The sequence below is a fragment of the Micromonospora sp. C28SCA-DRY-2 genome (assembly GCF_030519475.1).
In the GTDB taxonomy this organism is placed as follows: Bacteria; Actinomycetota; Actinomycetes; order Mycobacteriales; family Micromonosporaceae; genus Micromonospora.
In genome coordinates, this window is sequence record NZ_JAUMKD010000005.1 from 227,835 (window position 1) to 240,382 (window position 12,548).

At 76.1% G+C, this 12,548-nt stretch carries 11 protein-coding genes; 3 read left to right on the plus strand and 8 right to left on the minus strand.

Annotated elements, in window-relative coordinates:
* The first annotated feature begins 6 nt into the window (after positions 1–6).
* Together Q3W71_RS21765 and Q3W71_RS21770 are read left to right on the plus strand one after the other, a co-directional pair.
* Entirely contained in the window at positions 7–270 is a 264-nt protein-coding gene (locus Q3W71_RS21765; protein WP_302921225.1) for an acyl carrier protein, read from the plus strand.
* Between the two features lie 14 nt (positions 271–284).
* Positions 285–1,364 carry a hypothetical protein gene (locus Q3W71_RS21770; protein WP_302921226.1) on the plus strand — a complete coding sequence of 360 codons (1,080 nt, stop codon included), beginning with the start codon at positions 285–287 and terminating at the stop codon, positions 1,362–1,364.
* A 56-nt stretch (positions 1,365–1,420) separates the two neighbouring features.
* Here Q3W71_RS21770 and Q3W71_RS21775 read toward each other — a convergent pair whose 3' ends face one another.
* From Q3W71_RS21775 to Q3W71_RS21805, 7 genes are all read right to left on the minus strand, one after another.
* A complete protein-coding gene (locus Q3W71_RS21775; protein ID WP_302921227.1) occupies positions 1,421–2,458 on the minus strand; it encodes a hypothetical protein in 1,038 nt (345 codons plus the stop codon).
* On the minus strand, positions 2,455–3,741 hold the full coding sequence (locus tag Q3W71_RS21780) for an MFS transporter (protein ID WP_302921228.1): 1,287 nt from the start codon (positions 3,739–3,741) through the stop codon (positions 2,455–2,457). Before Q3W71_RS21780 ends, Q3W71_RS21775 begins: the two co-directional genes overlap by 4 nt.
* 88 nt (positions 3,742–3,829) lie before the next feature.
* Positions 3,830–4,951 (minus strand): DegT/DnrJ/EryC1/StrS aminotransferase family protein, encoded by a 1,122-nt coding sequence (locus tag Q3W71_RS21785; RefSeq protein WP_302921230.1) that lies wholly within the window; start codon positions 4,949–4,951, stop codon positions 3,830–3,832.
* Between the two features lie 2 nt (positions 4,952–4,953).
* Positions 4,954–5,691, minus strand: coding sequence for an acetyltransferase (locus tag Q3W71_RS21790; RefSeq protein WP_302921231.1), 738 nt, complete (start codon positions 5,689–5,691; stop codon positions 4,954–4,956).
* On the minus strand, positions 5,691–6,827 hold the full coding sequence (locus Q3W71_RS21795; protein WP_302921232.1) for a DegT/DnrJ/EryC1/StrS aminotransferase family protein: 1,137 nt from the start codon (positions 6,825–6,827) through the stop codon (positions 5,691–5,693). Before Q3W71_RS21795 ends, Q3W71_RS21790 begins: the two co-directional genes overlap by 1 nt.
* Positions 6,824–7,789, minus strand: a complete 966-nt coding sequence (locus Q3W71_RS21800) for an NAD-dependent epimerase/dehydratase family protein (RefSeq protein WP_302921233.1) — start codon at positions 7,787–7,789, stop codon at positions 6,824–6,826. The genes Q3W71_RS21795 and Q3W71_RS21800 overlap by 4 nt, the downstream gene beginning before the upstream one ends.
* Positions 7,790–7,849: 60 nt before the next feature.
* Positions 7,850–8,923 (minus strand): Gfo/Idh/MocA family protein, encoded by a 1,074-nt coding sequence (locus tag Q3W71_RS21805; RefSeq protein WP_302921234.1) that lies wholly within the window; start codon positions 8,921–8,923, stop codon positions 7,850–7,852.
* A gap of 274 nt (positions 8,924–9,197) precedes the next feature.
* Between Q3W71_RS21805 and Q3W71_RS21810 the strand changes: the two genes are divergently transcribed.
* Positions 9,198–9,827: an acyltransferase gene (locus Q3W71_RS21810; RefSeq protein WP_302921235.1), complete on the plus strand. Its 630-nt coding sequence runs from the start codon at positions 9,198–9,200 to the stop codon at positions 9,825–9,827.
* Between the two features lie 21 nt (positions 9,828–9,848).
* Here Q3W71_RS21810 and Q3W71_RS21815 read toward each other — a convergent pair whose 3' ends face one another.
* Positions 9,849–12,497: a cation-transporting P-type ATPase gene (locus Q3W71_RS21815; RefSeq protein ID WP_302921236.1), complete on the minus strand. Its 2,649-nt coding sequence runs from the start codon at positions 12,495–12,497 to the stop codon at positions 9,849–9,851.
* Between the last annotated feature and the right edge of the window lie 51 nt (positions 12,498–12,548).

Genomic DNA, 12,548 nt, shown 5'->3' on the forward strand with positions numbered 1-12,548 from the left:
GAAGCTGTGGACGTCACGCACGCGGAAACCCTCGACGAGGTCCGGGAGGTCCTGGTCTCGGTGCTCGGCATCGAGGACCGGGCGGCCGGGCTGGACGCGTCGACACCGCTGCTGGAGAGCCTGCCGGAGCTGGACTCGATGGCCGTGCTCGAACTGGTTGCGGCGATCGAGGAGCGGTTCGGCTTCACCGTCGACGACGGGGACGTGACCGCCGAGCTGTTCCAGACGCTGGGCAGCCTCGCCGCCTTCGTCGCCGACCGCCGGCCGTAGCCGGCGACCCGGGCGTGCGGCAGACCACGCGGCCGGCCGCCGGCCTCGCCGCGCCGGGCGGGCGACGGCGTCGCCGGGTGGCGCTCGGCGCGGCCCTGGCGCTGCTGGCCGCGGTGGCCGCCGGCGGCACGGTCGCGGCGGTGGCCGAGCGGGACACCGACCGGGCCGCCACCACGGGAGGGGAGCCGAGCGAGCCGGTGGCGAACGGGCCCGACGGTGCGACCTTGTCGGCGGCGCCCCGCGCCAGCGAACGGCTCGGCGCCCGGCCCACCGGTGCGGCCGGCGCCACACCGTCCGCCGCTACCGGGTCGGCGGACTTCCCCGGCGCCGGCAACACCGGGGTGCCCGACGGGGTGCGGCTGGACCGGTACTCCGGGCCGTGCACCATCACCCGGGCGGGCACGGTGATCGAGCGCCGGCACGTGCGCTGCTCGCTGCTGGTCAAGGCGGCGAACGTGGTGATCCGGTCCAGCCGCGTCGACGGCACGATCCGGCTGGAGGGCGGCGAGCACTCGCTGCGCGTCGAGGACTCCGAGGTCGACGGCGGGCAGGCCTACGAGCACACCGTCGGCTTCGAGAACCTCACCGTGCTGCGCTCCGAGATCCGGGGCGGGCAGACCAGCGTCAACTGCTACCGCAACTGCCTGGTCCAGGATTCCTGGCTGCACGGCCAGTACCTGCCCGACGGCGAGGACTGGCACCTCAACGCCTTCCTGTCCAACGGGGGCAGCGACATCCGGCTGGTGCACAACACCCTGGCCTGCGACCGGCGCGGCAACGCCAGCGGCGGCGGCTGCACTGCCGACGTGTCCATCTTCGGCGACTTCGGGCCCAACGCGAACTACACCATCCGCGACAACCTCTTCGTCGCCTCCGACCAGATGTCCTACTGCCTCTACGGCGGCTTCGACGAGAAGAAGCGGTACGGCACGCAGGTCAGCGGGATCGTGGTCACCGGCAACGTCTTCGAGCGGGGCGGCAACGGCCGGTGCGGCTCGTACGGGCCGGTGACCTCCTACGCCCGGTCGGCGCCGGGCAACGTGTGGCAGGACAACGTGTGGAGCGACGGCAAGCCGCTCGCCCCGTCGTCCTGAGCCCGGTCGGCGGGCACCCGTCGGCACACCCGTCCGGCCACCGGTCGGCGCACCGGTCACCGGACCACGGCCGGCGACCAGGCGTCGGCGACCAGCAGCCGCGGCTGCCCGCCGCCGTCGGCCGGGACGGCCCAGATGTCGCTGGAGGCCGACGTGGCGTCGGCGCGGGGCAGGCCGTAGACGACTGTCCGGTCGTCCAGCCACTCGACCTGGTCGTCGACGCTGCGGGTCTCGGCGAGCAGCGTCTCGGTGCCGGTCCTCAGGTCGTGCACGGCCAGCCGCCAGCGCCCCGGCGGCAGGTCGCCGTGCTTCTTGAACGCGACGCGGGTGCCGTCCGGCGACAGCGACGGGCACTCCGCGTCCTCGCGCAGCGCGGTGACCCGGCGCGCGGCGAGACTGCCCTCGACCAGCCAGGTCCGCCCGCCGGAGGCGGCGGTGGCGTAGAAGCGGTCGTCGTCGGCGAAGGTCACCCCCCACAGGTTCCGGTCGATCGCGGTGACCCGCTTCCCGTCCACGACCAGCGCGAACTCCTCGAGGTCGCCGAGCACCTCGCCGTCGACCCGGCTGACCAGGGTGCGGGTGGAGAACTGCCCCGGGTTGGCGTACGAGTCGCCCTGGACGAACGTGGTGGTCGCCGCCAGCGACCCGTCCCGGGACAGCCGGGCCCGGTTCGGCGTGCCCACCAGCGGCAGGTCCCGCCGCGGCGCCCAGTCGGCGTCGAGCACCTGCGCCCGGTAGGTGGTCACCAGGCCGCGGTCGGCGGCGAGGCAGAGCGCCTCGGCTCGGGTCGCGTGGACCCGCTCGCAGGAGGCCCCGGTGACCGCGCGCGGCCCCGCCGGCGCCGCGAGCGGCACCAACGCCACCCGGCCGTAGTCGGGGCCCAGGGCCGTGTTCCGGAACACCAGGTGCGGCTCGCTCCGCACGGCCGGCAGGTCGGCGCGGGTCGGCGCGCCGGTCGCCGCCGCCCGCACCACCACCTGGTCCTGCCGGACCCGCCAGACGTAGCCGCCCGCCCCGACCGCCACGACCAGCAGCACCACCGCCAGCACGGCCAACCGCGCCCGCGGGCCGAGCCCACCCGTCGGCTCGCTCATGTCGCCACTCCGCTCTCTCGCTCCGAGGCTCCCGGGCTGGCCGGCGTGGCCGGGTGGTCGGCGCCGCGCAGCAGCCGGACGGCCACCGGCACGACGCCGGCCAGCAGCACGGCGAAGAGCACCAGCGCCGGTCGCGGGCCGTACAGCTGCCAGACCAGTCCGAACAGGACGGAGGCGGCGAACCTGGCCAGCACCACGGTGGTCTGGGCGGCGGCGATCCCGGTGCCCCGGCTGTCGGCCGGCACCAGCCGGCTCACCAGGGCCGCCAGCACGCCGTCGGTGGCGGCGTAGCAGGTGCCGAGCAGCAGCAGGACGACGACGGTGAGCCCGACGCCGCCGCGGGGCAGCGCCGCGACCAGGTAGCCGCCGAGCAGCGCCAGGTGCCCGCCGACGAACACCCGGCCCCGGCCGACCCGGTCGGCGAGCCGCCCCAGCGGCACCGCCAGGGCCAGGTAGGCGACGTTGGTGCCCACGTACAGCAGCGGGAACCAACGGGCGGCGAAGTCGTCCCGGTCCTGCAGGGTCAGGTAGAGGAAGCCGTCGCCGACGGTCACCAGGCCCAGCAGCGCGGCGGCCAGCAGCGGTCGTCGCAGCCGTACCCCGGCGACCTGGGTGACGACCCGGCGCACGCCGGCGCGGACCGCGCCGGACGCGGTCGGCAGGTCGGGCACGAGCAGCACCAGCACCGCCAGCCCGGCGACCGCGAAGGCGAACGAGACCACGAAGACCGAGTCGTAGCTGCCCGGCACGGTGGCCAGCAGGGCGAAGGCGACCAGCGGGCCGGCGGCGGCGCCGATCGTGTCCAGCGTGCGGTGCACGCCGAACGCCCGCCCCAGCGCCTCCGGCCGGGACGCCGCCGCGATCAGCGCGTCCCGGGGCGCGGTGCGCAGGCCCTTGCCCAACCGGTCGGCGGTGACCACCGCGGTGACCGCCGCGAAGCCCGCCGCCGGCAGCAACGCCAGCCGGCTCAGCGCGGAGACCCCGTAGCCGGCCGCGGCCACCCACTTCGGCCGCCGGCCGCGGTCGCCGGCGTAGCCCCCGGCGATCCGCACCAGGGCGCTCACGCCCTGGTAGACGCCGTCCAGGAAGCCGTACGCGACCGGACTCAGGCCGACCACGGCGGTGAGGTACAGCGGCAGCACCGAGGCCACCATCTCCGAGGACACGTCGGTGAGCAGGCTGACCGTGCCGAGCAGCACGACGGTGCCGGAGACGCGGCGCAGGGCGGTCCGGGGCCGGTCCGGACCGGTGTCCCCCGGCCGGTCCCGCAGCGTCACGTACACGGTTTCCCACCTCCCGACCCGCCATCCGGCGGGCCGCCCACCGTCGGCCGCGCGCGGTACGCCCCGGCCGGCGGCCCCTCCCGACCCGTCAGCCGGCCAGCGCCGCGGTCAGCGCCGCCACCACGGCCTCCTGCTGGTCCGCGGTGATCTGCGGGTAGATCGGCAACGACAGCAGCTCGGACGCGATCCGCTCCGCCCGCGGGAACGCCCCCTCCCGGTGACCGAGATCGGCGAACGCGGGCGTGCGGTGCACCGGCACCGGGTAGTGGATGCCCGCGCCGACCCCGGCCGCGTTCAGCCGCGCCAGCACCCGGTCCCGCCGGGCCGGGGTACCGTCGCCCGGGATCCGGACGCAGTAGATGTGCCAGACGTGCTCGTTGCCCGGCAGGGTCACCGGGCGGGTCACGTCCACCGCCGCCAGCAGCGCGTCGTACCGGGCGGCGGCGGCCCGCCGCGCCGCGTTCCAGGCCGCCAGCCGGGCGAGCTTGGCGCGCAGCACCACCGCCTGGAGCCCGTCCAGCCGGCTGTTCACCCCGACGATGTCGTGCGCGTACTTGGTCAGGCCGCCGTGGCTGCCCAGCGTGCGGACCGTCCGGGCGAGCTCGGCGTCGGCGGTCACCACCGCGCCCGCGTCGCCGTACGCGCCCAGGTTCTTGCCCGGGTAGAAGCTCGTCGCGGCGATGCCGTCGCTGCCGGCCCCGCGCCCGTGCCGGGTGGCGCCCTGGCACTGCGCGGCGTCCTCGACGACGGCGACGGCGCGGCCGGCCAGGCCCGCCCGCAGCCGCTCCACCGGCGCCAACTGCCCGTAGAGGTGCACCGGGACGACCGCCCGGGTGGCCGGGGTGACCGCGGCCAGCGCCGCCTCGACGTCGATCAGGTACGTCTCCGGGTCGCAGTCGACCAGCACCGGTCGCGCGCCGGCCCGGGCGACCGCCTCCGCGGTGGCGATGAAGGTGTTCGTCGGCAGGATCACCTCGGCGCCGGGCCCGACGCCGACGGCGCGCAGCGCCAGTTCGAGCGCGTCGGTGCCGTTGGCCACCCCGACGCAGTGCGGCACCCCGCTGAACGCGGCGTACTCCCTCTCGAACGCGGCGACCTCGGCGCCGCCGATGAAGGCCGTGTCGGCGATGACCCGCTTGAAGCCGGCCTCCACCTCCTCCGCCACCTCCGCATGCGCGGCGGCGAGATCCACGAGCGGTACTCCCGGCATGGTCAGCTCCCCACAACCCTCGTCACGGCCAGTTCCCCCACCGCCGCCACCGACGCTGCCGGCGCCGGCCCGTGCTCGGCTGCCCCCGGCTCCTCGACCGGGCGCAGCCGCCGGGCCGGGTTGCCGGCCCACACCTCGCCGGGCGGCACGTCACGCAGCACCACCGAACCCATCCCGACCAGCGACCACTCGCCGACCGTGACGCCCTCGCGCAGCAGGGCGCCGGCGCCGACGTACGCGCCGAGCCGCAGCACCGCGCCGCCGCCCAGCCGGACGCCGGAGGCGATGGTCACGTGGTCGTGCACCCGGTCGTCGTGGGTGAGCACGGCGTGCGGCATCACCGCGACGTGGGCGCCGACGGTCACGTCCGCGGTGAGCACCGCACCGGCCAGCAGCACGGTGCCGGGACCGAGGACGCTGCCGGCGCCGACCACGGCGGACGGGTGCACGATCGTGGCGTAGCGCCGCGCCGGCAGGCCGAGCCGCCGGACGATCCGCTGCCGCGCCCGGTAGTCGCGGGGACTGCCGACGCAGACGACGACCGCCGACTCCGGCAGGTCGGCCAGCCGGTCGGTGCCGCCGAGGATCGGTGTCCCGGCGCGGACGGTGCCGTGCAGCGCGGGGTCGTCGTCCAGGAAGCCGCGCAGCCGCCAGGTCGGGCGGGCCTCGTTGGCCGCGTGGACCGCCGCGGCGGTCTCCCGGGCGAACCCGCCCGCGCCGACGATGACCAGGTCGCGCATCAACGGGCCAGCTTGCGCAGCACGCCGACCACGTGGTCCTGGTCGGCCTCGGTCAGCGCGTGGTGCAGCGGCAGGATCAGCGAGTCCCGGGTCAGCCGCTCGGTCACCGGCAGCGGCGCGGGCGTCACGTCGGCGTACGCCGGCTCCAGGTGGGCGGCCATGATGCCGCGCCGGGCCGACACGCCCGCGGTGGCCAGCTCGGCGAGGACCTCGTCGCGGCCCACGCCGTACGCCGGGTCGACGAGCACCCAGAACGACTGGTAGTTGGTCTCGCCGTGGGCCGGGTCGCGGACCGGCACCAGGCCCTCGATGCCGGCGAGCAGGTCGTGGTAGCGCGCGGCGAGCGCGCGCCGCTGCGCCACCAGCTCGGTGAGCCGGCCGAGCTGGACCAGCCCGATCGCCGCCTGGATGTCGGTCATCCGGTAGTTGAAGGCGGTCTCCAGGTACGCCTCCAGCACCGGCTGCGCGCTGGCGTGCCGATCGGCGGCGGAGACGTTCATCCCGTGCTCGCGCAGCCGGCGCAGCCGGGCGGCCCACTCCGGATCGTCCACCGTGAGCATCCCGCCCTCGCCGGTGGTCAGCAGCTTCCGGGGGTGGAACGACCAGGCCGCGACGGTGGCGCCGGCGCCGACCGGCCGCCCGTACGCCGTGGCGCCGGCGGCGCAGGCCGCGTCCTCGACCAGCGGCAGCGCCCAGCCGGCGGCGGCCTCCCGCAGCGCGGCGACGTCGAACGGCACCCCGCCCTGGTGCACCGCGATCACCGCCCGGGTGCGTGGGGTGCGCACCGCGTCGACCGTCGCCACGGTCAGGTTGCCGGTGGCGAGGTCCACGTCGGCGAAGACCGGCTCCGCCCCGACGTAGCGCACCGCGTTGGCGGTGGCGATGAAGGAGAACGACGGCACGATCACCTCGTCGCCCGGGCCGATCTCCAGCAGCACCAGCGCCAGGTGCAGCGCGGTGGTGCAGGAGCTGACCGCCACCCCGTGGCCGGCGCCCACCCGCGCGGCGAACTCCCGCTCGAACCGGGCCACCCGCGGCCCCTGGGCCACCCAGCCCGAGCGGACCGCCTCGGCGGCGGCCTGCGCCTCCTCCTCGCCGAGCCGGGGGATCATCACCGGGATGCGCGGGCCGCTCATTTCTCGGCCCGCCACCAGTCGACCAGCCCCTGGAGCCCCTCGTGCAGGCCGATCTCGGCGCGGAAGCCCAACCCGCGCTCGGCGGCGGTGGTGTCGGCGAGCCGGCGGGTGACCCCGTTGACCGCGCGGGCCGGGCCGTGCTCCGGCGCCAGGTCGGACTTCATCACCTCGCTGAGCGCCCGGGCCAGCTCGACCAGGCTGGTCTCGGTGCCGCTGGCGATGTTGAACACCTCGTCGGTCACGTCCGCGCGGGCGGCCAGGATGTTGGCCCGGGCGATGTCGGCGACGTGCACGAAGTCCATCGTCTGCCGGCCGTCGCCGAGGATCAGCGGGGGAGTCCCGGCCTCGATCCGCTCCATCCAGCGGATCAGCACCTCGGTGTAGAGCCCGTGGATGTCCATCCGGGGGCCGTAGACGTTGAAGTACCGCAGGGCGACGTAGTCCAGGCCGTACATGCGGTGGAAGCTGCGCAGCATCCCCTCGTTGAACGCCTTCGCGGCGCCGTAGAAGGTGTCGTTGTGCCAGGGGTGGTGCCGCTCGTTGGTCGGGAACTCGTCGGCGAGCCCGTACACGGAGGCCGACGAGGAGAGGACCACCTTCCGCACCTTGGCGGCCGCCGCGGCCTCCAGCACGTTGAACGTGCCGTCGACCAGCACCTCGTTGGCCAGTCGCGGCTCCTCCGCGCACTGGGTGATCCGGATGGCGGCGAGGTGGAAGACCAGGTCCCGGCCCCGGGTCAGCTCGTGCACCAGCCCGGCGTCGCGGATGTCGCCCTCGACCAGCCGGACGCTGCCGTGCGGCAGGGCGTGGGCCAGGTTCTCCCGCCGGCCCCGGACGAAGTTGTCCAGCACCACCACCTCGGCCGCGCCGCCGGCGACCAACTGGTCCACCACGTGCGAGCCGATGGTGCCCGCGCCACCGGTGACCAGGGCACGCGCTCCGGCGATCTCAACGGCACTCATGCCGACACTCCGCTTCCGTCCGTGCCCCGCGGGGCAGCGCGGGTGCACCGACGCGCCGCATCACGCGTCGATCCACTCGCTGAGGTTGACCGATCTTCCGCCGTCGGCGAGGCTGCGCGAGGCGGCCTCCAGGATGGCGATCACCCGCAGGCCGGCCCGCCCGTCGGTCAGGGCCGGCGTGCCGCTGCGGATCGACCGCGCGTACTCCTCGACCATGGTGCGCAGCGCCTCCCGCTCGGTCAGCGCCGGCGCCACCATGTCTCCCGAGCGGTACGACACCAGCATGTCCCGGCGCTGTTCGTCGCCGAGTTCCTCCGCCGAGGCCACGTCCACCCCCCGGTCGAAGATGGACAGCCGCTGGCTGGGGTTCAGGTCGTCCCAGACCAGGGTGCGTTTCGAGCCGCCGATGATGGTGGTGCGGATCTTCACCGGGGAGAGCCAGTTGACGTGGATATGCGCGATCGCCCCGGTGTTCAACCGCAGCGTCAGGTACGCGACGCAGGCGCGGCCCGCCCCGATCCGGTCCGCGCCGTGCGCGGCCACCGCGACCGGTGCCACCCCGGCCGGCAGGATGAAGTCGATGATGGACAGGTCGTGCGGGGCGAGGTCCCACATCACGTCGATGTCGCGCTGCACCAGCCCGAGGTTGATCCGCACCGAGTCGAGGTACTGCAACTCGCCCAGGTCGCCGGAGTGCAGCAGGTCGCGGATGCGCAGCACGGCCGGCGTGTAGCAGTAGGTGTGGTCGCACATCAGCGACAGTCCCCGCCGCTCCGCCTCGGCCACCAGCGCCCGCCCCTGCGCGAAACTCGCCGCCAGCGGCTTCTCCACCAGCACGTGCTTGCCGGCGCGCAGCGCCGCCGTCGCCACCTCCAGGTGGGTGCCGGCCGGGGTGGCGATGGCCACCGCCCGGACCGAGTCGTCGGCGAGCACCGCGGTGAGGTCGTCGGTGGCCCGGACGGTCGAGTAGCCGCCCAGCACCCGCTCCGCGCGGCCCACGTCCAGGTCGCAGAGCCAGCGCAGCCGGAAGTCGGTGGACGCCTGGAAGTTGCGGACGAGGTTCGGCCCCCAGTAGCCGGCGCCGACGACGGCCACACCGATCGGGTCGTCGGCGGCGACGTGCGATGAGTTCACGGAGCATCCGTTTCGCTAGGCGGGACAGAGCGCGTTCGCGGAGGGGATCGGTGGGCGACGTCCGTCCGGCAAGCTAGCCACACCGTCGCCCGGTACGCCATAGCGCAGCCGGAAATCCGGCGGTGCCGCCGGGGTCGACAGGTCCGTTCGGGTTGTCCGCCGTCCTCGGACGGTTCGTTCCCGGTCCTGCGTCGGCTTGCTGACATCGGCTTTGTCGCCGAGCGTCTACCGTTCCCAGCCCGCATAGGATCGCCGCGGCGGGAAGGAGGCGGACATGACGGATGCCCACCGGGCGCGGCCGGACGGGGTGCGGATCGCCGCGACGGCCGACGTGGACGAACGGGCCACCATCCGTCCCGGCACCCGCGTCTGGCACCTCGCCCAGATCCGGGAGGACGCCTCGGTCGGCCGCGACTGCGTGATCGGCCGGGGCGCGTACGTGGGGCCCGGGGTCCGGCTCGGCGACAACGTCAAGCTGCAGAACCACGCCCTCGTCTACGAGCCGGCGGAGCTGGCCGACGGCGTGTTCGTCGGGCCGGCCGCGGTGCTCACCAACGACGAGTACCCCCGCGCGGTGACCCCGCAGGGGCGGCTCAAGAGCGGCGCGGACTGGACAGCGGTCGGGGTCCTGGTCGGCGAGGGCGCCTCGATCGGTGCCCGGGCCGTCTGCGTGGCACCCGTCGCGATCGGCCGGTGGGCACTGGTCGCGGCCGGTGCCGTGGTCACCCGCGACGTCCCCGACTTCGCGCTCATGGTCGGCGTTCCGGCCCGCCGGGTGGGCTGGGTGGGGCGGGCGGGCGAACCGCTGGTCGCCAAGGGCGACGGCCGGTACGTCTGCCCGCGCACCGGGGCCGAGTACCACGAGCAGGCGGGCCGGCTGGCCGAGCTGCCCCCGGCCGGGTGAACCCCACCGGCCGGTCGCCGATCAGCGCGACCGCGCCGGCACGGGTTCGCCCTCGACCACCGGGTCACCGTCGAGGACCGGGTCACCGCCGCCCGGCGCGCCGGGCGCCGCGGCCCGCGGCCGGCGGGCCAGCCACAGCACCAGCCCGGGCAGCACGCTCACCGCGGCGCAGGCGAGCAGCTCCGCCGCGCCGAGCGGCGCGGTGCCGAGCAGCTCCCGCAGCGGCGGCAGCAGCACCCCGGCCACCTGGAGCAGCGCCGACACCGCCACCGCGACCGGCAGGGCGAGGTTGCCGCGTCCGGCGCCGCGCGGGCGCGGCGCGCGGACCGCGAGCGCGACCCCGAGCTGGGCCAGGCCGAGGACCACGAAGACCACCGACTGCCAGGGGCGGTCCCAGTGCCGGGCGAGCACCCCGGCGCCGAGCACCACGGCGGCGATCAGCGCCCCGGTGACCAGCACGTCCCGGCCGAGGCCCGCGCCGAGCACGGACTCCTGCGGGGAGCGCGGGGCCCGCCGCAGCGTGCCGGGCTCCGCCGGCTCCGCGCCGAGCGCCACCCCCGGCACCCCGTGGGTGAGCAGGTTCACCCAGAGGATCTGCGCCGGCAGCAGCGGTACGGCCAACCCGAACAGCGGGCCGAGCAGCATCACCGCGATCTCGGCGACCCCACCGGAGAGCGCGTAGCGCAGGAACCGGCGGATGTTGTCGTAGATCCGCCGCCCCTCGCCGATCGCGGCGGCCACCGTGGACAGGTCGTCGTCGACCAGCACCAGGTCGGCGGCCTGCCGGGCCACCTCGGTACCGCCGCCCATGGCCACCCCGATGTCGGCGCGGCGCAGCGCCGGGGCGTCGTTGACGCCGTCGCCGGTCATCGCCACCACGTGCCCCCGGGACTGCAGACCGGCGATGATGTCCAGCTTCTGCTCCGGCTGGGTGCGGGCGTACACCCGGGTCTCGGGATGCGCCCGGGCCGGGTCCTCGTCATCGCCGCGGACCAGCGGGTCGCCCTCGCGCCAGAGCCCGAGCTGCCCGCCGATCGCCGCGGCGGTCGCCGGGTGGTCCCCGGTGACCAGCACCAGCCGCACCCCGGCGGTGTCGAAGCTGCCGGCGATGTCCGCCGCGCCGGCGCGCAGCGGGTCGCCGACGGCGACCAGCCCCATCGGCCGCAGCCCGGCCGGCCGGGCCGGGTCGGCCGGTGGCGCGCCCAGCAGAGCGGACGCGACCGCGAGCACCCGCAGCCCCTCGCCGGCCAGCCGGTGCGCGGTGGCGGTCAGCTCGGCGATCTCCTCGGCGGTGGCGTCCAGCACGGACGCGGTCAGCACGTTCTCCGGCGCGCCCTTGCACACCACCAGGTACCGGCCGTCACAGGAGCGGTGCACCGTGGTCATCCGGCGCAGCTCCTGGTCGAACGGGTGCTCGGCGACCCGCGGCCAGGCCGACCGGGTGGCCGACGGATCGAGGCCGCAGCGCGCGGCGAAGGCGACCAGCGCCGCCTCCAGCGGGTCGCCAACGGCGGTCCACTCCGGCCGCTCGTCGGTCGGCGGCGCCAGCGTCGCGTCGTTGCAGAGCAGCCCGGCCCGGGCCAGCCGGCGCAGCTCCTCCGGTACGGCCACCGGCTCGCCCCGGCGGTGCACCGCGCCGTGCGGGGCGTAGCCGCGGCCGGTCACCGCGTACCGGGCGCCGTCGGTGGTGACGGCCTGCTGCACCGCCATCCGCCCCTCGGTGAGCGTCCCGGTCTTGTCGGAGGCGATCACCGTGACCGAGCCGAGGGTCTCCACGGCGTGCAGCCGGCGCGGGATGGCCCGGGCCCCGGCCATCCGGCGGGCGCCGAGGGCGAGGGCGAGGGTGACCACCGCCGGCAGCGACTCGGGCACCGCCGCCACCACCAGGCTGACCGCGGTCACCGCCATGTCCACCACCGGCCGCCCGCCGAGCACGCCGATCACGAAGACCAGCCCGGAGAGCAGCACCGCGGCCAGCCCGAGGACGCGGCCCAGCGAGGTCAGCCGGCGCTGCAACGGCGTCGCGGCCGGCCGGGTGGCCGCCACCAGCGCGCTGATCCGGCCGAGCGCGCTGGCCGGGCCGGTGCGCACCACGGTGCCGGTGGCCCGGCCGGTGGTGACCACCGTGCCGGCGCTGGCCTCCTCGCCGGCGTCCCGGCCGACCGGCACCGACTCGCCGGTCAGCGCCGACTCGTCCAGGTGCAGCCGGCTGGCCTCGGTCAGCCGCAGGTCGGCGGGGACCACGTCGCCCGCCTCGACCCGCACCACGTCGCCGCGGACCAGCTCGGCGGCGGGCAGCACCACGTCCCGGCCGTCGCGCAGCACCCGGGCGGTGGGCGCGGCGAGCTGGTCGAGCGCGGCGATGGCCCGGTCGGCGCGTACCTCCTGGACCACCCCGATCGCGGTGTTGACCAGCACGACCAGCACGATCACCGCGGTGTCCGGGTAGTCGCGAAGCACGGTGGTGACCACCGCGGCGGCCAGCAGCAGGGCCACCAGCGGGTCGGTGAGCTGGTGCAGGATCCGGGCGGCGAGGTGCCGGCGGGGCGGCGGCGACGCCGCGTTCGGCCCGTCCGCGCGCAACCGCGCGGCGGCCTCCGCCGAGCCGAGCCCGCCGGTCGGCTCGATCGGGGTGCCCACCGCCACGTCCACGTCCACCCTGGTCGCCACATCACCCTCCGCCGCTTCGCCGCGCGCCCCGCGGCACACCGCCCCGCTCTC